The sequence below is a fragment of the Aeromonas sp. FDAARGOS 1404 genome, from assembly GCF_019047085.1.
Classification (GTDB): Bacteria; Pseudomonadota; Gammaproteobacteria; order Enterobacterales; family Aeromonadaceae; genus Aeromonas; species Aeromonas veronii.
Map to the genome: position 1 here is coordinate 1,216,600 of NZ_CP077237.1, position 19,436 is coordinate 1,236,035.

Consider the following 19,436-nt stretch of genomic DNA (forward strand, 5'->3'; position numbering starts at 1 on the left):
ATTCTATGACTCCATTCTCCCTGTTGGCCCCCGCCATTGCCCGTGACGTGCTCGATCACGCGCTGGCACTGGGTGCCGATTTTGCCGAGCTGTTTGTGGAGCGCAAGCGCCGCAGCCAGCTCAGCCTGCTCTCCAGCCAGATAGAGAACATCAGCGGCGGCCTCGATTTCGGCATCGGTGTACGCCTCTGTTACGGCCACAAGGTGCTCTACGGCTACACCAATCTGGCCAGCCGCGACGAGCTGCTGCGCATCGTCACCCTGCTGGCGGCCAAAGACCGCCGCGACCCCGTGGTGACCGCCACCGCCTTCGATTTCACCCGCCTGAGCGATCGCAACCCGGTGGCGCTGCCGCTGTCGGCAGACAAGCTGCTGGAGCAGAAGATCGCCTATCTGCACGCCATGGATGCGGTGGCCCGCGCCGAGAGCAGCAAGGTGAGCCAGTTCTCCGGCAACGTGCTGGGCTGGGAGCAGGAGGTGGAGATCTTCAACAGCGAAGGGGTGCAAGTGGCCGATCGCCGCCACTACAACCGCATCATGGCCCAGACCATCGCCATGGAAGGGAGCGAGCAGAGCGTCGGTTACGAGGCCCCCGGCGCCCTGATGGGGTGGGAGCATGCCGATCGCATCGATCCGCGCGATCTGGCGCTCACTGCCACCCGTCAGGCACTGGTGAAACTGGGGGCGGCCCCCTGTCCGAGCGGCACCCTGCCGGTCATCATGGAGAACGGCTTTGGCGGCGTCATCTTCCACGAGGCGTGCGGCCACCTGCTGGAGACAACTTCGGTAGCCAAGAAGGCCTCGGTGTTCCACGACAAGATGGGCCAGCTTATCGCCAATCCGGTGGTCAATGCGGTGGATGAAGGCTTGCAGAGCAACGCCTGGGGCTCCATCAACGTCGATGACGAGGGGATGGCGACCCAGCATACCCAGCTCATCAAGGACGGGGTACTGACCGGCTTTCTGGTGGACAGAATGGGCGCCCTCAAGACGGGTTACGCCCGCACCGGCTCGGGGCGGCGCGAATCCTACAAGTACGCCCCCACCTCGCGCATGCGCAACACCTATATCGAGCCGGGCAACCACAGCCTCGACGATATGCTGGCCACGGTAGAGCACGGCATCTACGCCAAGAAGATGGGGGGCGGCTCGGTACAGCCCGGCACCGGTGAATTCAACTTCAATGTGCAGGAGGCCTACCTCATCGAGCACGGCAAAATCACCAAGCCGCTCAAGTCAGCCACCCTTATCGGCACCGGCCCGCAGGTGCTGAAAGAGATCTCCATGGTGGGCCGCAATCTGGCGCTGGCCGCCGGTATGTGCGGCTCTGTCTCGGGCTCGGTCCCCACCTCGGTGGGCCAGCCGGCGCTGAAAGTGAACAATATTCTGGTGGGAGGGAACGCCTGATGAGCCAGCTCGACATGAACCAACTGCTCACCCGCCTGCTCGACAAGGTGGCCGACCTCAACGCCGAGGCAGACATCATCGCCAATCAGGAGAAGGCCTTCTCCCTCAAGGCAGACAAGGGCGAGCTGGGTGAATACAAGGTCACCAGCAGCCAGCAACTCGGTATTCGCCTGATAAAAGAGGGTCGGGTCGGCATCGCCTACTCGGAATCCCTCGATGAGCTGGCGCTGGATGCCATGCTGCAGGATGCGCTAGATGCCAGCCGCTTTGCCAAGGTGGATCCGGATCAGCGCATCTCGGTAGCCAATAGCCGGATCACCACAGATTGCGCCGAGATCAACCAGCCCGATACCACGCCGGTTGAGGAGAAGATCGCCCTGGCCCTGCGCCTCGAATCAGACATGCTGGCCATGCCCGATGTGAGCGGCGCCCCCTACAACAGCTTCTTCGAAGGTGAGAGCCAGCTCTGGCTCGCCAACAGTCAGGGCACCCTCTGCCAGCACGGCGAGTTCAGCGTCGGCTGCTACACCTCGGCGCTGGTGGAACGGGATGGCCGCCAGTCGATGCACTCGCAGGGGCAGTATGGCCGTCGCTTCGACGAGCTGGATAGCCAGGCCCTGATCGAGCAGATCTACGCCATCGCCGATGGACTACTGCCCGGTGAAGCGGTGCCGAGCGGTCGCTACAGCGTCATCTTCAGCACCAACTGCTTCGCCAGCCTGTTTGGCTGCTTTCAGGGCGTGCTGTCGGGCAAGTGGGCCCAGCAGGGGATCAACCCCTGGCGGGAAAAGGTGGGGCAGAGCGTCGCCTCGCGCTGGCTTACTCTGGAGAGCCGGGTCTATATGCCTGGCGGCATGAACATCAAGGCGTTTGATGGCGAGGGGGCTGCCAGCTCGGATCTGCTGCTGATTGGCGAAGGGGAGCTGAAAACCCTGCTCCACAACAGCGCTACTGCCCGCCACTTTGGCGTCGCCAGCAACGGCTCGGCCGCCCGCGGTGCCCGCAGCGCCCTCGATGTGACCGCTCGCCATCTGGTGTTTGGCGCGGGCCCCCACTGCGAAGCGGAAGTGCAGAGCGGCGACTATCTGGAGCTGGTCAAGCTGGATGGCCTGCATTCGGGTGCCGATGCGGTGAGCGGTGACTTCTCCTTTGGCGCGTCAGGGTTCCTCTGCCGCGATGGGGTGCGACTGCAGCCGGTGCGCGGCATCACGGTAGCAGGCAACTTCTACCGCCTGCTGGGCGAGCTGGAAGCGGCCGGTGACACCCTGCACCACAACGACGGCAAGGGCTTCTACGCCCCGCTTATCCGTTTTGGCGGCCTCTCCGTCGCGGGCAAGTAAACGCCCCGACGAAACCTGCAAGTAAGAAAAAGGCGCCTGATGGCGTAATGCCGATCAGTTAAGGATCCATTGACCGATCCTTCTGTTGTGTGAAAATCCGAAACCTGTTGATTGGTTTCGGATTTTTTATGCGTATCGCTCACGCTCTCGACTTCCTCCACGCCAGCAATGCCGCTCAGTTTGAGTCACTCTCCGACCTCATTCCTCCCGAGCTCATCACGACGCTGCTCGCCGAAGAGGATGTCGTGCCCCTGCGTCGCCGCCGTATGCCCATGGAGCGTCTGGTCTGGGCCATCATCGGCATGGCCATCTTCCGCCACGTCCCCATGACCCAGCTCGTCAATCAGCTCGATATCCTGTTGCCCGGCGACCGCCCCTTTGTCGCCCCCAGCGCCTTCCTGCAAGCTCGCCAAAAACTGGGGGACAAGAGCATCGAGCGGCTGTTTCACGAGACCGCCTCTCTCTGGCACCAGCAGGCCAACCACCCCGGTTGGGCGGGGCTGCAACGGCTTGCCGTCGATGGCGTGATGTGGCGCACACACGATACCCCGGACAATGCCACTGCCTTTGCCAAGCCCGGTACTCAGCATGGGGAGACCGCCTATCCGCAGGTGCGCATGCTCTGTCAGATGGAGTTGACCAGCCACCTGCTTGTTCAGGCGGTCATGGAGAGTTGCGCCGTCAACGAGATGGTGTTGGCCGAGCGGCTGGTCGCGCGCACGCCGGACCACTCACTGACCCTGTTCGACAAGGGGTTTTACTCCCTCGGTTTGCTCCATACCTGGCAGACCACTGGCAGCGAGCGGCACTGGTTGCTGCCACTCAAAAAGGGCACACAATACGAGGTGGTGCGCAAGCTGGGGCGCAAAACCAGTCCACAGGCGAGGAAGACGTGGTCGCAACTGCCAGAGACACTAGAAGCCCGTTTGCTGACCCGCAACACCAGCGGCAAGGAGCGCCAAGTATTGACCTCCATGGTCGACCCGATGCGCTTCCCGGGGGCCGACATCGTTGAGCTCTACAGCCACCGCTGGGAAATCGAGTTGGGCTATCGGGAGATGAAGCACAGCCTGCAACAACACCGGCTGACCCTGCGCAGCAAGAAGGCTGCGGGGATACGGCAAGAGCTGTGGGGCGTGTTGTTGGCGTACAACCTGCTGCGTAGCCAGATGGTGAAGATGGCGGCGAGTCTAAAGGGATACACAGCGAGTCAGCTGAGTTTTCACATGGCGTCGGTCTATCTTATCCATGAACTGAGCTGCATGCCGTACCTATCACCGGGGAGTATCCCGAAGCGGGTGGCAGAGCTGGAGAAACAATCGGGCCAGTTTGTATTGCCGGAGCGAAGGGTGCGAAGTTACCCCGCAGTGTGAAGGCAAGACCACAAAAGTATGCGGTGAAAAAAGCCAATAAAAACAATGCCAGTCAGGCTTAACTGACTGGCATTACGCCTGATGGCGCCTTTTTTCTCTTTATTGTCCCGTCCTGAATATGGTTTACACCTTTCCCCCCAATAAATGGAGAACCCGATGGGACAAGGTGTGAAACGGACACAGCGCGATTACTCGCTGACTTTTAAACTGACACTGGTCGAGCAGATTGAAAAAGGCGAGCTCACCTACAAACAGGCTCAGGTGCGTTATGGCATTCAGGGCAGCTCCACCGTTCTGGTATGGTTGCGTAAACATGGTCGGCAAGATTGGAGCCAGGGGGCTTCTGTACGCGCCGGCAGGAGCATCACCATGCCTGACCCCGACAACCAGACGCCCGAACAGCGCATCAAGGAACTCGAGCAGCAACTGGCGCTGATGAGTCAGAAAGCCCAGTTCTTTGAGGCCGTCGTCGATGTACTGAAGAACGACTACGGCGTCTCCATCGTAAAAATGCGACCCGGCAAGTCCTCTCGCAGCGGCAAGTCGAGAGGCCGACCATTGTCAGGGCTTGCCTGTTTCTGGGGATAAGCCGGCAGGCTTACTACAAGCGCAATCGGGTCGCCGACGAGCGCCATGCTCAGGGATTGCAGGTGGTGCGCTTTGTGCGTCAAGTTCGACTGCGACAACCTCGGGTGGGCACTCGCAAGCTGCATTATCTGCTGCAGGGTCAGGATGATGACGGGCTCAAGGTCGGGCGGGACAGGCTGTTTCAGATATTGGCCGAGCACCGCCTGCTGGTGCAGCCCAGACGGGCGTATCACAAGACCACTCACAGTTTTCACCGTTTCTACCGTCATCCCAACTTGCTCAAGGCGGGGCCAGAGCAGGTCACACCGGTGGCCCCGGAGCAGGTCTGGGTCGCAGATATCACCTATCTGCCAGCCAGGAGCGGGCCACTGTACCTGAGCCTGGTGACGGATGCCTACTCACGCAAGATAGTGGGCCATCACGTACACGAAGGGATGCACGCCGAGTCGGTGGCGATGGCGTTCAAGAAAGCGCTGAAGCAGTGGCGGTGGTGAACTCATCCATCACTCTGACCGCGGCGTTCAGTATTGCTCTGGGCTGTATCAGTCATTACATGAACGGTACGGGGTGAAATGCTCGATGACGGATGGGTATGACTGTTATCAGAATGCGTTGGCTGAGCGGGTGAACGGGATTTTGAAAGGAGAGTTATTGTTGCAAAGCCCACAGGATTTGACGCAAGCGCGGGAAATGATGCGTGAAGCAGTGGATATTTACAACGAGGAGCGGCCGCATCATGCGTTGAAATACAGAACCCCCGATGCGGTACATAGGGGGTTCTGAGTAGAGAAATGCTAGTTGAAAATGTGTAAACCTATTTCAGGACTAGACAACTTGGTAACCGGAGTTATCAGGCAATCAGCTTGTAGATGATACCGGACATGGCGATCAGGCCGATGATGGTCACGAAGCCGTTGCTGATGTTGCCAGCGTATTTGCGCATAGCCGGAACCTTGGTGATGGCGTACATCGGCATCAGGAACAGCAGCATTGCGATGATCGGGCCGCCCAGGTCTTCAATCATGCCGAGGATGCTCGGGTTGATGGTGGCGATGGCCCAGGTGGTCAGGATCATGAACACGGCAGTGACTTTGTTCAGCTGCTTGGTGTCAACATTCTTGCCCTTCTCGCGCAGCGCCTTGGCCATCAGGCCGTTCATGCCTTCTTGCGCCCCCAGGTAGTGACCCAGGAAGGATTTGCTGATGGCAACCATGGCGATCAGCGGAGCCACAGTACCGATAACCGGGTTATCGAAGTGGTTGGCCAGGTAGGACAGGATGGAGATGTTCTGTTCTTTGGCAGCAGCCAGGTCAGCCGGGGAGAGGCTCAGTACGCAGCTGAATACGAAGAACATAACGGTCATCACCATCATGACGTGGGCGCCCAGCAGGATGTTGCTGCACTTCTTCTCGGCACCTTCACCGTAACGACCTTTGTTGTCCACCGCGAAGGAGGAGATGATCGGGGAGTGGTTGAAGGAGAACACCATTACCGGGATAGCCAGCCACAGGGTCTTGATGAAGTCACCGTTGAAGGCGTCGGACAGGGCCGGAGCTTCAGTGATGATGGCACCGTTCCAGTGCGGGATCAGGTAGAACGCCAGACCCATCAGGGTGAGCACGAACGGGAATACCAGCACGCTCATCGCTTTGACGATAACCTGGCCGCCCAGACGAACAACCGCCATCAGACCGAGGATCAGAGCCAGTGACAGAACGGCACGGGGAGGTGCAGACATACCCAGCTGGTGAACAATCACGCTCTCGACGGTGTTGGTGATAGCGACTGAATACATCAGCACGATCGGGTAGATGGCAAAGAAGTAGAGCAGGGTGATGAATTTGCCTGCGGTCTTACCGAAGTGCTCTTCTACTACTTCAGTGATGTCGCCATCACGGGTAGAGCCGGACAGCACGAAGCGGGTCAGACCACGGTGAGCAAAGAAAGTCAGCGGCAGCGCCAGGATCAACATGGCAACCAGCGGCCACAGGCCACCTACACCGGCGTTGATTGGCAGGAAGAGCACACCGGCACCGATCGCGGTACCGTACAGACCCAGCATCCAGACCACATCGGCCTTGTTGACGCCGCGGGAGGTGTTGCTGGCTAAACGACCATCAGCTGCAATATTCATGTCAGACATACGTTGTTCCTGTCATCTAGGAAAATGGGATTCTTGTTTGGTCGGGCCTTGGCCCGGTTCCATCTCCCTGGAACGCCTGCTGTCCGTCCTTGATATTAACCTCTCGCCCCCCGGCAACCTGGCCATCACTCCTTGTGACAACAGGATTGCAACAAACAACAGTGCGAGATTTTGACCCTGAGGGTCGGCGCCCGTCTCACTTAACAACCGATTAACGTGCGCCACTCTTGATGGGCTGACTTTAATTAAATGCCCTTATTAATCACAGCGTTTTTTTGAATTAATCAACCAAAGTTTGATTTTGGTCGCCTTTCGGACGACCAAGATCACACTCAAAGCGCCTTATTGTGAGTTTTTTTTAACAATTCAACTTAGTTTCACTGGAATCAATGGCCTGATAGCAGCTACATATTTGCAACAAGCCACCCGTTTAGCGCGGATTGTGTGCAGCACGGCCTTGGCGTACCCTTGTGACTCACGCCTTTTTGTTGATTGATGATGACCATTACCCGTACCGATCTCGCCGAACTGGCGGTATTTGCCGCCGTCGCCCGTCACCGCAGTTTCAGCAAGGCTGCCCTCGAGCTCGGGGTCTCCGCCTCCGCCCTCAGCCATAGCCTGAAGGGGCTGGAAGCCCGTCTGGGAGTACGGCTGCTCAACCGCAGCACCCGCGCCGTGGTACCGACCGAAGCGGGCCAGCGGCTGCTCAAGCAGCTGCTCCCCACCCTCAATACTCTTGAAGAGGCGCTTTGCGAGCTGGCCCGCAACAGCGATGAACCGGTCGGGCGACTCAAACTCTGCGCTCCGCGCGGCGCCATCGACAGCCTGCTGGCACCTGTGCTGATCGACTATCTGGCCCGCTATCCGCGGATGCAGGTGGAGGTGGTGGAGCAGGAGCTGATGCCCCGGCTGATTGAAGATGGTTACGATGCCGCGCTCTTTTATGGCGATCTGCTGCCCAAGGAGATGATCGGCATCCCCCTCGGCCCGCCCCAGCGCTATCTGGTGGTGGGCTCCCCGGCCTATCTGGCGGAGCACGGTACGCCGGAGCACCCGAGCGAGCTGAGCCGCCACGCCTGTATCGGCTATCGCCTCACTCCGCACCACCACTATCGCTGGGCCTTTGCCGCCGACGGCACCATGCTGGAGATCGAAGTGACCGGGCCGCTCACCACCAGCACCCCGGCCCTCTATCTGGGCGCCGCCGAGGCGGGGCTGGGGCTCGCCTACTGTCTGGAAGAGGAGGTGAGCCAGAAAGTCGCGGAGGGGAAACTGCTCACCGTGCTGGAACCCTGGTGTCCCACCTTTGCCGGCTTCTACCTCTTCTATCCCAGTCGGCATCAGCTGGGCAGCGGCCTGCGCATCCTGATCGACATGCTCAAGGCGCACTACCAAAACCCCGGATTAGTGAGTAATACTCAGCAATTCATCAAGTAAAACCCTGATTATCACCAAATAAGTATTAATCTAGACTAGCTGTTCGATAATCGAACTCCCCGAGAGAACAGATATGTCTGCCTATTTAACACTGCGGCAACGGGCCATGACCCGTCGCTTCTGGGCTTACGCCCTCCCGTCCATTCTTGCCATGCTGGTCTCGGGGGCCTACTACCTCATCGACGGCATCTTCGTCGGCCACTATGTCGGTGCCGCTGGCCTCGCCGGGATCAACCTGGTCTATCCGGTCATCATGGTGCTGATCGGTCTGGCCGCCATGATCAGCATGGGGGCGGCCACCGCCATCTCCTTCCAGCAAGGGGCGAAAAACGACAAGCTGGCCCGTCAGGCGCTGGTCAACGCCCTCTGGCTGCTGGCCGGTCTCGGGGTAGTTGCGCCGGTGCTGCTCTATTACACCCACACCGATATCCTGCTGGGACTGGGGATTGAACAGGGCACCGAGACCTGGAAACAGGCGAGCGACTACCTCACCTGGATTGGCGGCGGTACCCTGCTGCTGGCCAGCAATCTGGCGGTCCCCTATCTGCTGCGCAACGATGGCCGCCCGAAACTGGCCATGGTGCTGGTGAGCAGCGGCGCCGTGCTCAATATCATCCTCAACTACATCATGGTGGGTCGGCTGGGACTGGGATTGATCGGTACCGCGCAGGCCACCCTGATGGCAGAGGGTGCGGTGAGCCTGATCGGCCTTGGCTACTTCTTTACCCCCTGGGCGCGGCTTCACCTCAGCTGGCGGGATCTGGTACCCAACCTCCCCGCCATGCCGCACCTGCTCTTTACTGGTCTGCCGAGCCTGATTGCCCAGTTCAACCTCGGCCTGCTGCTGATGCTGCACAACAGCCAGCTGATGGTGTATGGCAATGTGAAGGATCTGGCGGGCTTTACCGTAGCCGGTTACACCGAAGCTGTCTTTATCGTCATTCTGCAGGGGCTCGCCTTCGGCATTCAGCCGCTCATCAGCAAGGCGGCAGGGGCCAAGCGCCATCGCAACCTCAAGTACCTGATGGAGATGGGGCTCAAGTTCACTTTTATCTACGGCATGCTGGTATGGCTCACCATCCAGCTGCTGCCGGGACAGGTCGCCATGCTCTATACCGGCGACAAGGATCCCGAGCTGCTGGCCGCCGCCATCAGCAGCCTGACCCTCAACCTCGGCGCCATTCCGCTGGAGGGGATCATCATGTTCGGCATAGTGCTGCTGCAATCCATGGCGCGTACCCGTCAGGCGCTGGTCATCTCCATCGCCAAAACCGTGTTGCTGCTGCCGCTCATCTTCCTGCTGCCGCAACTGTGGGGCCGTGATGGGGTGCTGATGGCCCAGCCCGCCACCGTGCTGCTGCTCACCCTGCCGCTCTGCTGGCTGCTGTGGCGCGAGTGGCTGCGCCTGAAAATGGCCTGCGCGCCAAAAGCCAAACAGCGCCCACAACCGGCCCGCGCACGCGCCGCCGTCCAGCTGGCCCGTTAAGGCCACCAGTCCCGCAAAACAATAAAAAAACCGGCATCCATTGATGCCGGTTTTTGCTATATGGGCGGGTCTGCCTGCCCTTACACAAGGATTCAGGCCAGCACTGCTGCCCCCACTTATGCCAATACTTCTGGCCTGAGCTGGGCCATCAGCCCCGGGTTGTCGGAGTAATCCACCGGGATCGCCACCACCGCAGGCCCCTCCACCGCCAGCGCGGCCCGCAGGGTGGCACGCAGCTCGTCGGCCGAACGCACCGCAAAACCTGCCGCCCCGAACGATTCGGCATAGCGTTTGAAGTCGATGGGGCCAAAAGAGACGCCGGAGGTGCGGCAATATTTCTGCTGCTCCTGCATCGCGACCATGTTGTAGCCGTTATCGACCCAGATGATGTGAACGATATTGCTCTTGAGCCGCACCGCCGTCTCCAGCTCCATGCTCGACTGCATAAAGCTGCCATCCCCCGATACCGAGATCACCTTCTCTCCCGGCCGCACCAGCGCCGCACCGATGGCCCACGGCAGTGCCACCCCCATGGTCTGCTGGCCGTTGGAGATCAACACCTGACGAGCGCGGAAGCTGTAGAGGTAGCGGGCAATCCAGATATGGAAGCTGCCCATGTCGACGCAGAGGGTCATGTCGTCGCGCACCAGATCCTGCAGCTCGCGCACGATACGCAAGGGGTGAACCGGATTGCCGTGCAGATCGTCGGCCCGCATCGCCAGTCGCAGCCGCTGCTGACGTACCCCTTGCAGCAGCCGATCCACCTCGGGGGGGCGGATTTTCGGATTGCCCATGATGCGGGTCAGCTGCAACAGGTTGGCACGGATCGACCCCACCAGCTCGGCGGTCGGGCAGTAGCTGCTGTCGATATCGGCAGGCAGCACGTCGATATGGAGGATGCGCCGCTCCCGATCGCCATTCCACAGCACGGGGTCGTACTCGATGGGGCTGTAGCCGATGCAGATCACCAGATCGGCCCCCGCCAGCAGCTGATCCCCCGGCTGGTTGTTAAACAGCCCCACCCGTCCGGCAAAGTCATCGAAGTGGCAGCTGTCCACCACCCCGGCAGCCTGATAGGTACCGGTCACCGGCAGCCGCGCCTTGTCGAGGAAGGCGCGCACTGCCTCGGCATTTTCCGGCCGGCTCGCCATCAGGCCGAGCAGCACCACCGGATTCTGGGCGTTGCGCAGCAGGGTCAATGCCTGCTCCATATTCTGCTCATCGGCGCAGCCCGGCTCCGGCACCTCGCGGGGCACCAGCACATTGCCCTGCACCGGCTTGTTGACGATATCCATCGGCAAGCTGACAAACGCCGCCCCCGGCCGTCCCAGCTCGGCGGCGCGAAAGGCGTTGGCCATCACTTCCGAAATTGCCGCCCCGCTGTTGACCTGGGCGCTGAACTTGGTGACCGGACGGCATAGGTTGACCGTATCCATGCTCTGATGAGTGAGCTTGAGGCCATCGGCACGGCGCACCGCACCGCCCAGCGCCACCATGGGGTCCCCCTCCGAGGTGGCAGTCGCCAACCCGGTAATAAGGTTGGAGCAGCCGGGGCCCGAGGTGACCAGCGCCACCCCCGCCTTGCCGGTGAGGCGTCCCACGGCGGCCGCCATAAAGGCGGCGTTCGCCTCGTGGCGCACCACTATGGTCTCGATGGGGGAATCCTCCAGCGCATCGAATACCCGGTCAATCTTGGCCCCCGGGATCCCGAACACCTGCTTGACCCCTTGCGCCTCCAGATGACGAACCACCAGCTCGGCACCGCACTTCCACTGTCTGTTTTCCATGTTATTGCTCCTTGTCTATCAGCCTTCGGCGGCCTGAATGGCGCGATCGAGATCGGCAGGGTTGAGGTCGGCCTGCCGGAAAGCGGGATCCGATGGCAGGGCCAGATTGAGGTGACGCACCACAGAAAGTCGCAGGGTACCGTGGGCCATGGTGTAGTCGAGCAGATGGCCGCCCCCCTTGCGATCGGCGGTGATCATGTGTTCGTGAAAGCCCGCCACATTGACCCCCTGCACGAATGGCGGGCAGCGAAAGCCCACCAGGGTTCCCGCCACCGCGGCAAAGCGGAACAGCGGTTGCTGTTCGATGGCTTCCAGCATGGGGCGATAGGGGGGCTCCTGACGCGGCACGGTACGGACCTTGGCCGTTTCAAACTGGCCGTCGAGACGCAGGGCGACAAAGACGTTGTCGGATCCCACCAGCCGATCCACCCACTGGTGGATCTCGTCACGGCTCAGGGGGTGATCGAAGCGACGCTCCAGACAGGGGCGAAAATGGGTCATCACCGCAAAGGGGGTCTTCTGATCGGCGCGGGCGGGACGGGCCGAGCCATCGGAGCGCAACTGGTGGATCTGGCGCTCGAAGGCGATCAGCTCACCATCGAGGTGATTGAAGGTGCCGAGGCCAAAGTCGCCGTGGCGCAGCAGCTCGCTCATGGTGGTCTCCCCTTCGTAGACCCCCGCCAGCAGGGCGCTCATCAGGGAACTCTGGTAGATCTCGCCACCGTCATGCTGCCTGCGCCAGCGGGAAAACTGCTGGCTCACTTCGAGGGCACAGCTGCACCCAGCACTGTCAGATGTTGCAATATGTTCCATTCGGGTTTCACCTCCACCGTGAATCCTGTTAGCGTTCGGATCCAATGGTGACTTGGTTCACATTTCAACACCAATACGCTGATCCCATGACTTTGAGACTCAATCGATATGGAACTTCGTACGCTCCGCTACTTCATGGCCGTTGTTGAAAAGCAGAATTTCACCCGCGCAGCCGAATCACTCAACATGGCCCAGCCGCCGCTGAGCCAGCAGATCCGCAAGCTGGAAGAGACCCTGGGCACCCCGCTGCTGCGCCGTTTGACCCGCAGTGTCGAACTGACCGAGGCGGGCGAGAGCCTCTATCGGGATGCGGCGCAGATCCTGGCGCTGGCCGATGCGGCAAAACTGAAGGTAAAGCGGATTGCCCGGGGCGAGCAGGGGGCGCTGCGGATCGGCTTTGCCGGTTCCACCGTGCTCCACCCCGCGGTGCTGACCCTGCTGCACGACTATCGGGAGCGCTACCCCGAGGTGGCCCTCAGCCCGCAGGAGGGCACCATGCCGGCACTGGTGGAGGCGCTACGCAACGATCGGCTGGATGCCGCCATCTTGCGGCTCCCCTGCCGGGGTAGCGAGGGCTTTGCCCATCACCTTATCGAGCAGGAGCCGCTGCTGATCGCCCTGCCGACCAGCCACCCCAAGGCCAAGCCGGGCCCCTTGCCACTGGCCTGCCTGAAGGACGAGAGTTTTATTCTGTTTCCCCACGCCATCGGGCCCGGGCTCTATGACGGCATCGTGGGTCTCTGCCGGGAGGCGGGGTTCGAGCCGATACTGGGGCCCGAATGCCCGCAGGTGATCTCCACCGTCGGCATGGTGCAGGCGGGCTTTGGCGTGACCCTGGTGCCCAGCTCGGTGGCGGCGCTGCGCCCGCTCGGGGTCAGTTATCACCCCATTGAGGGCAATGGCATGATGACCAGCATCAGTCTGGCGACACGGCCGCATCCAAGCAGTGCCGTGCTGCGGCACTTTATCGCCCAGATCCGTGCCGCCCAGATACGACAAGGCCTCCCGAAGGAGGCCCTGTTGAACAAGCTTGAACAGGTTTGATGACCAGCTTGCCTGATGCGACGGCTTATTTGACGGTACTGCTTATTTGACAGTCACGCGGGCAAACTTGCGCTTGCCGACCTGATAGACGGCGGTACCGGCACCGATGAGTGCCTTGCCATCTTCCAGCTTCTCGCCATCCACCTTGACCGCGCCCTGCTTGATCATCCGCAGCGCTTCGGAGGTGGTAGCCACCAGATCGGCCTCTTTCAGCAGGTTGGCAATGGCCAGACCTTCGCCTTCCAGTGCCAGCTCGATTTCCGGCATCTCGTCCGGAATGGCGTTCTTGGAGAAGCGCTGGGTGAAATCTTCGTGAGCCGCTTCAGCCGCCGCTTCGTCGTGATAACGGGCGATGATCTCTTTGGCCAGCCAGATCTTCACGTCGCGCGGGTTGAGAGTACCGGCCGCGATGCCTGCCTTGAACTCTTCGATTTCGGCCAGCGGACGGAAGGAGAGCAGCTCGTAGTAGTTCCACATCAGATCGTCGGTGATGGACATGATCTTGCCGAACATCTCGCCCGGAGCGTCGTGAACGCCGATGTAGTTGCCTGCGGATTTGGACATCTTCTTGACGCCATCCAGACCCACCAGCAGCGGCATCATCAGCACGCACTGGGTCGCCATGCCGGCATCTTTTTGCAGCTCGCGGCCCATCAGCAGGTTGAACTTCTGGTCGGTACCGCCGAGCTCAACGTCCGCCTTCAGCGCGACCGAGTCATAGCCTTGCAGCAGCGGATAGAGGAATTCGTGAATCGCGATGGATTGGCCGCCGGTGTAGCGCTTTTTGAAGTCGTCGCGCTCCATCATGCGGGCCACGGTCTGCTTGGCCGCTAGCTTGATCATGCCGGTCGCACCCAGCTCGCTCAGCCAGGTCGAGTTGTACTCGATGCGGGTCTTGGCGGGGTCGAGGATCTTGAACGCCTGCTCGGCATAGGTGAGGGCGTTATGCTTGATAGCCTCTTCGGAGAGCGGCGGACGGGTAGCGTTCTTGCCGGAGGGGTCACCCACCATGGCAGTGAAGTCACCGATCAGCAGGATCACTTCATGGCCCAGATCCTGGAAGGTCTTCAGCTTGTTGAGGATCACGGTATGACCCAGGTGAATGTCGGGGGCGGTCGGGTCCATACCCAACTTGATGCGCAGCGGGCGCCCTTTCTTCAACTTGGCGACAAGTTCTTCTTCAACCAGAATTTCTTCCGCTCCGCGCTTGATCTCGGCTAGCGCCACCTCGAGCTGGGACATTTTTTGACTCTCCATCACGATTCCACAGGGCCAAACATATTACTGGAATGGCGGGCCAATTGGAAAGGCTGTAAAATCCGTCCATTCTGCCCGACTTCATCTGCTTCTCATGGTTATTTGGCACGCCTTCAACGCACTCCCCCACTGGCACCGCAAGATGGTGCTGATCTTGAGCATCATGATCATGATGCTGGCTGCCTGGCCAAGCGAACAGGCAGTAGCAACACGGGTCGATGAAAACGGCAACGAGATTGCACTGCGAGAACCGGCGAACGACAACACACTGAACGACGAGCTGCCGGCCGAAGCCGCCCAGCCCGTTACCCCGCCCAAGCCGCGCTACATCACCAAGCAGGTGAAGGTGCGCCGTGGCGACAACATGGGGGTGATCTTCCAGCGCATTGGCCTGAGCACCACGGATCTGCACCTAATCGATCAGCTCGAGGGCAGCGATCCCCTGCGGATGCTGCAACCGGGGCAGGAGCTCACCTTCAAGCTCACCGAGAACGGCGAGCTGCACAGCCTCTATTACCCCCACAGTCTGGAGCAGGCGCTCAAGGTGAGCCGCAAGGAGGAGACCTTTGTCGCCCGCAACGTCAAAATCGCCCTCGACACCCGCGAACAGGTGAGCAAAGGGGAGATCCGCTCCAGCTTCTGGGGCGCCGCGGTGGATGCGGGGATGACCGAAGATCAGATCATGGACTTGGCTGCCATCTTCGGCTGGGACATCGACTTTGCCCAGGACTTGCAGCCGGGGGACAGCTTCCGGGTGGTCTATGAAGACAAGTTCCGCGACGACGAGCGGGTCGCCTCCGGCGATATTCTGGCGGCGGAGTTCGTCAACCAGGGCACCGCCTACCGCGCCGTGCTCAATGAAGATGGCAACTACTACACCCCGGAAGGCAAAGCGATGCGCAAGAGCTTCCTGCGTGCGCCGGTCAACTTCAAATACATCAGCTCCAACTTCAACCCGCGCCGCCTCCATCCGGTGACCGGCAAGATCCGCCCCCACAACGGCATCGACTATGTGGCGCCGGTGGGCACCCCCATCATGGCAGCGGGCTCCGGCAGCGTGGTGGCCGCCGGTTACAACCAGTTCAACGGCAACTACGTCTTTATCAAGCATGCCGGCAACTATGTGACCAAGTACCTGCACCTCTCCAAGCGCACCGTCAACAAGGGGCAGCGGGTAAAGCAGGGACAGACCATCGGCACTCTGGGTGGCACAGGTCGCGTCACCGGCCCGCACCTGCACTACGAATTCGTGGTGGGCGGCATTCACAAGAACCCGCGCACCCTCACCCTGCCGCAGGCAGAGACCCTGAGCGGACGCGAGCTGGCCAACTTCAAAAAGCTGGCGATGCCGCAACTGGCCAAGCTCGACAACCCCGAGCTACAGCTGGCCCAGAACAAGCGGGATAGTCGCGGCAACTAAGCCATCAGGGCTGGCAGGGTGAAGGCCCTGCCAGCCCCTTTTATTGAACCCGCGCCAGGTAACCAGATTGAAATGAGTCCACTTTCGAACATAAGATGAGATGGAACACCGGGAGGGGCATGTGGCACGGAAGCAAGGGCTTATCTATCCTGTCTCTCTCACTCTTTTTCCGGTCCGCATTGAGGATGCAACATGATTGAGCGTTATATCGGTCTGATGTCAAAGACCACGCCATGTGGCATGGGATGAAAGCCGTTCCCCTCTTCACCCTCTCTGCACACCGTATTTTCGAACAGCAATGTAAGGAGACACCATGGCTGAGCGCTATATCGGTCTGATGTCGGGAACCAGCATGGACGGCATTGATGCCGTGCTGGTGATGATCGCCGGGGATGAACTGCGGGTCGAAGCGGCGCTTTGTCACCCCTGGCCGCAAGAGACCGCCCGCACGCTGCATGCCCTCTGCACCCCGGGCGACAACGAAATCGACCGCATGGGGGTGGCCGATAATCTGGTGGCGCGAGAGTTTGCCGCCGCCACCCACGCGCTGCTGGCCAAGGCGAAGCTTGAGCCCAAAGATATTCGCGCCATCGGCAGCCACGGCCAGACAATCCGCCATCGCCCCCAGCTCGGGTTTACCCTGCAGATCGGCAACGCCGCCCTGCTGGCGGCGCTGACCGGCATCGACGTTATCGCCGATTTTCGCACCATGGATATGGCCCTCGGCGGTCAGGGGGCGCCGCTGGTGCCCGCCTTCCATCAGGCGCTGTTTGCCAAACCCGGCGCCCTGCGGGTGGTACTGAACCTCGGCGGCATCGCCAATATCTCGGTGCTGCCAGGCAATCCGGGCGGGGTATATGGTTTTGATACCGGCCCGGCCAACACCCTGCTCGATGGCTGGTATCGCCGCCATCAGCCCCACAGCGGCAGCTATGACGCCGGTGGCAAATGGGCCGCCAGTGGCAAGCCCATCCCGGCCCTGCTGGAGAAGCTGCTGGCTCACCCCTATTTCGCCGCCCCCGCCCCCAAGAGCACCGGACGGGAGATGTTCACCCTCGATTGGCTCGATGGAGAGCTGGCAGGGACTTCATACGCCCCCGTGGATGTGCAGCGCACCCTGCAGGCGCTCACCAGCCACAGCATCGCCCGCCAACTGCCCGCCCGGCCCGAATCAGTTGGTGCCAGCCAGCCGAAAGCCGAGTTGTTTGTCTGCGGCGGCGGTGCCCATAACGCCCCCTTGCTGAAGGAGCTGGCCAGCCTGCTGCCTGCATGGCGCATCGCCAGCACCGCCGAGCTGGGCCTTGCCCCCGACTGGGTGGAAGGCGCAGCCTTTGCCTGGCTGGCCATGTGTTTTGTTCACCGCAAGCCGGGCAACCTGCCCGCCGTCACCGGCGCCAGCCGTCCGGCTGTGCTGGGTGCCTTCTATCCCGCCTGAGTGATGACAAGGGGGCTGCGGATCAGTGTGCCCCCTTGAACAGACGCACAACCTGTTGCCGGATCGGTGCAAACAGCGGGGGCTTTGGCGGCTCCAGATTGATATGGCGCCGCCCGGCACGGGTTTCACAGCGAAGCAGATTCTGGATGTAGTGGTGGTGGGAGCGATGGATCAGCTGTGAGGCCTGATACGCCCACTGTCTGGGCATGCCCCACAGGGTGCTGGCAATCGCACCGACGATGCAGAAGAAAGCAGGCTCCTGAATTCCCATCCGGCTGGCATTCTCCAGCGCCTCCTTGAGCGAATTGGAGTGAGCAATACAGGTCATGATATTGACCATGAAGGCATCGTAATCATCCTCCCCACCCTTGCCAACACGCGCCGTCAGGGTCGCCGCGGGCTGATAACCAAACTGATGGCCGATATTTTCCAACACCGTATTCCGCTGGCGGATCACCTTGCCATAAAACATCAGCATCACCATGCAGTCGATCGCCTTGCACAGCGCCTCGTAATGGGGATGGCTCTTCTTGGGACGCGGCGCCGTGGCGAGGGCCAGCTCTTCAGAGATGGCCAAGAGGCCCACAGGTACGGCGGTGCTGACAAACGAGAGGTCAATCGACAGCTCCAGCCCCTCCTCCCCTTCCATGCGGGCCACAATCACATGTTCGCCAAACAGCCGACGCTGGCGCTCGATAAAGGCGCCAAAGACCAGATCACGAAACTGCTTTTGCGGATAAGGGGTATCGAGCAGGCTCTCGATGGTCATGATGGCGGCGGATACCCGGCCGCGCAGTCGGTAATCGGCAGGAATGGGAAAGCTCTTTCCCAGGCGAGGAGGTAACCGCTGCCCAGATGTTTGACAATACATATCGCCCAGAACGAAACCCAGCATAAATCCTCCACTGTCAGGTAATGATGATCGCGACGCGATCTCGTTTGCCAATCCTGGGCAATGACCTGCCGGTGCATCGATGCTCTCCGTCAGGGCTCCTTGATCACCTTATTAATCATACGATTAATAGCGATTAAAAAAAGCGACCTGACTCGCAATCACGCCACTAATTAACAGTTTCATCAAGAAACCATAAGAAGCGGTCGATAAATCCATTTTTTGACAAATTTACCTTTAAAAACAATATATTAAACTTTATTTCTGCGAAATCACCTGAGCTGTTCCCGAGCCCTGAAAACCATCCCAATCATCACAACCAGCCACAGATAAGAGGGAGATCAGACAAAGCCGCAAAAAGTGGAAAAAGCGACGACACGGGACAACCCCCCCATCGGGGGATGCAACCGGCGTGAAGAGAAGCGGATTGCCACCACCACCCCTTCCTCATCTAGCGCCATATTTCATCCATCGCCATCTCTTATCGAGCGCCCCCGCACCTGCACACCGTCACGCCAACGCCAACGCCATGATCCCCACTCCTGTGCAGCAGGAGCAGATCCGCCGTGCAAATTAATGGCATAGAATTTTATGGCGTTAATAACAGATCCCGGCTGCCAGCAAGGCATCATCGAGTATGCCGGAATAATCATTAATAGAGAGGAATGCAAAAGCCGTGAATTATATTCCAGAGGTATCTTTAATAAGGTGGATATGCATATTCACGGGAATTTTCATAGCCCCTTAAAAGAGCTGAAAACAGATATCCATGCACCATAATATGCATTATTTGCACATCGGCGCATAATATTAACCCTTTATTCACACGCCAATATCCCGAAGAGGGGGAGAGCAAACCCAGTCAGGGCAAGGCTGTCCGCCGGCTCGGCACCATTTGCGCACAAATTGGCTCCTATTTCGGGTGAATTGAATAGCAATATGATTAAATTTGCGCCCATTGAGCCATCTCATAGAAATGCAATCAGCGGTTTGCAACCCCTGATAGCCACTCATA

12 protein-coding genes and 2 pseudogenes are annotated in these 19,436 nt (G+C 60.1%); 9 read left to right on the forward strand and 5 right to left on the reverse strand.

Going from position 1 to position 19,436, the window contains the following annotated elements:
- The first annotated feature begins 5 nt into the window (after positions 1 to 5).
- From I6L34_RS05525 to I6L34_RS05540, 4 genes and pseudogenes are all read left to right on the forward strand, one after another.
- Positions 6 to 1,406: a TldD/PmbA family protein gene (locus I6L34_RS05525; RefSeq protein ID WP_216956075.1), complete on the forward strand. Its 1,401-nt coding sequence runs from the start codon at positions 6 to 8 to the stop codon at positions 1,404 to 1,406.
- Positions 1,406 to 2,746 (forward strand): TldD/PmbA family protein, encoded by a 1,341-nt coding sequence (locus I6L34_RS05530; protein WP_216956079.1) that lies wholly within the window; start codon positions 1,406 to 1,408, stop codon positions 2,744 to 2,746. Before I6L34_RS05525 ends, I6L34_RS05530 begins: the two co-directional genes overlap by 1 nt.
- 128 nt (positions 2,747 to 2,874) lie before the next feature.
- Positions 2,875 to 4,181: pseudogene (locus I6L34_RS05535) on the forward strand (IS4 family transposase).
- Positions 4,182 to 4,275: 94 nt separating this feature from the next.
- Positions 4,276 to 5,490 (forward strand): annotated as a pseudogene (locus tag I6L34_RS05540) (IS3 family transposase).
- A gap of 67 nt (positions 5,491 to 5,557) precedes the next feature.
- Here the strand turns inward: I6L34_RS05540 and I6L34_RS05545 are convergent.
- Positions 5,558 to 6,850 carry an HAAAP family serine/threonine permease gene (locus tag I6L34_RS05545; protein WP_005338498.1) on the reverse strand — a complete coding sequence of 431 codons (1,293 nt, stop codon included), beginning with the start codon at positions 6,848 to 6,850 and terminating at the stop codon, positions 5,558 to 5,560.
- A gap of 498 nt (positions 6,851 to 7,348) precedes the next feature.
- Here I6L34_RS05545 and I6L34_RS05550 point away from each other — a divergent pair, with 498 nt between their 5' ends.
- Positions 7,349 to 8,287: a LysR family transcriptional regulator gene (locus I6L34_RS05550; protein ID WP_042055187.1), complete on the forward strand. Its 939-nt coding sequence runs from the start codon at positions 7,349 to 7,351 to the stop codon at positions 8,285 to 8,287.
- A 73-nt stretch (positions 8,288 to 8,360) separates the two neighbouring features.
- Positions 8,361 to 9,773: an MATE family efflux transporter gene (locus I6L34_RS05555; RefSeq protein WP_216956082.1), complete on the forward strand. Its 1,413-nt coding sequence runs from the start codon at positions 8,361 to 8,363 to the stop codon at positions 9,771 to 9,773.
- A gap of 116 nt (positions 9,774 to 9,889) precedes the next feature.
- On the opposite strand, the gene alsS is transcribed toward I6L34_RS05555, so the two are convergent.
- Together alsS and budA are read right to left on the reverse strand one after the other, a co-directional pair.
- A complete protein-coding gene (alsS, locus tag I6L34_RS05560; protein ID WP_216956085.1) occupies positions 9,890 to 11,560 on the reverse strand; it encodes an acetolactate synthase AlsS in 1,671 nt (556 codons plus the stop codon).
- 18 nt (positions 11,561 to 11,578) lie between these two features.
- Positions 11,579 to 12,373, reverse strand: coding sequence for an acetolactate decarboxylase (gene budA, locus I6L34_RS05565; RefSeq protein WP_005338506.1), 795 nt, complete (start codon positions 12,371 to 12,373; stop codon positions 11,579 to 11,581).
- Between the two features lie 108 nt (positions 12,374 to 12,481).
- On the opposite strand from budA, the gene I6L34_RS05570 reads away from it, so the two are divergent.
- Complete coding sequence (locus I6L34_RS05570) at positions 12,482 to 13,417, forward strand: LysR family transcriptional regulator (protein ID WP_216956088.1); 936 nt, start codon at positions 12,482 to 12,484, stop codon at positions 13,415 to 13,417.
- A 42-nt stretch (positions 13,418 to 13,459) separates the two neighbouring features.
- Here I6L34_RS05570 and tyrS read toward each other — a convergent pair whose 3' ends face one another.
- Positions 13,460 to 14,659 carry a tyrosine--tRNA ligase gene (tyrS, locus tag I6L34_RS05575; RefSeq protein WP_216956091.1) on the reverse strand — a complete coding sequence of 400 codons (1,200 nt, stop codon included), beginning with the start codon at positions 14,657 to 14,659 and terminating at the stop codon, positions 13,460 to 13,462.
- 109 nt (positions 14,660 to 14,768) lie between these two features.
- On the opposite strand from tyrS, the gene I6L34_RS05580 reads away from it, so the two are divergent.
- Together I6L34_RS05580 and I6L34_RS05585 are read left to right on the forward strand one after the other, a co-directional pair.
- Positions 14,769 to 16,094 carry a peptidoglycan DD-metalloendopeptidase family protein gene (locus I6L34_RS05580; RefSeq protein WP_139493629.1) on the forward strand — a complete coding sequence of 442 codons (1,326 nt, stop codon included), beginning with the start codon at positions 14,769 to 14,771 and terminating at the stop codon, positions 16,092 to 16,094.
- Between the two features lie 313 nt (positions 16,095 to 16,407).
- Positions 16,408 to 17,529, forward strand: coding sequence for an anhydro-N-acetylmuramic acid kinase (locus tag I6L34_RS05585; RefSeq protein ID WP_216956095.1), 1,122 nt, complete (start codon positions 16,408 to 16,410; stop codon positions 17,527 to 17,529).
- A gap of 22 nt (positions 17,530 to 17,551) precedes the next feature.
- Here I6L34_RS05585 and I6L34_RS05590 read toward each other — a convergent pair whose 3' ends face one another.
- The gene (locus tag I6L34_RS05590) at positions 17,552 to 18,424 is read right to left on the reverse strand and encodes a hypothetical protein (protein WP_216956096.1); all 873 of its coding nucleotides are present in this window, start codon (positions 18,422 to 18,424) and stop codon (positions 17,552 to 17,554) included.
- Between the last annotated feature and the right edge of the window lie 1,012 nt (positions 18,425 to 19,436).

Excerpts from the sequence above, each read along its gene's own strand:
- I6L34_RS05525 (WP_216956075.1), top strand. The coding sequence starts at position 6 with ATGACTCCATTCTCCCTGTTGGCCCCCGCCATTGCCCGTGACGTGCTC.
- I6L34_RS05530 (WP_216956079.1), top strand. The coding sequence starts at position 1,406 with ATGAGCCAGCTCGACATGAACCAACTGCTCACCCGCCTGCTCGACAAG.
- I6L34_RS05545 (WP_005338498.1), bottom strand. The coding sequence starts at position 6,850 with ATGTCTGACATGAATATTGCAGCTGATGGTCGTTTAGCCAGCAACACC.
- I6L34_RS05550 (WP_042055187.1), top strand. The coding sequence starts at position 7,349 with ATGACCATTACCCGTACCGATCTCGCCGAACTGGCGGTATTTGCCGCC.
- I6L34_RS05555 (WP_216956082.1), top strand. The coding sequence starts at position 8,361 with ATGTCTGCCTATTTAACACTGCGGCAACGGGCCATGACCCGTCGCTTC.
- alsS (WP_216956085.1), bottom strand. The coding sequence starts at position 11,560 with ATGGAAAACAGACAGTGGAAGTGCGGTGCCGAGCTGGTGGTTCGTCAT.
- budA (WP_005338506.1), bottom strand. The coding sequence starts at position 12,373 with ATGGAACATATTGCAACATCTGACAGTGCTGGGTGCAGCTGTGCCCTC.
- I6L34_RS05570 (WP_216956088.1), top strand. The coding sequence starts at position 12,482 with ATGGAACTTCGTACGCTCCGCTACTTCATGGCCGTTGTTGAAAAGCAG.
- tyrS (WP_216956091.1), bottom strand. The coding sequence starts at position 14,659 with ATGTCCCAGCTCGAGGTGGCGCTAGCCGAGATCAAGCGCGGAGCGGAA.
- I6L34_RS05580 (WP_139493629.1), top strand. The coding sequence starts at position 14,769 with ATGGTTATTTGGCACGCCTTCAACGCACTCCCCCACTGGCACCGCAAG.
- I6L34_RS05585 (WP_216956095.1), top strand. The coding sequence starts at position 16,408 with ATGGCTGAGCGCTATATCGGTCTGATGTCGGGAACCAGCATGGACGGC.
- I6L34_RS05590 (WP_216956096.1), bottom strand. The coding sequence starts at position 18,424 with ATGCTGGGTTTCGTTCTGGGCGATATGTATTGTCAAACATCTGGGCAG.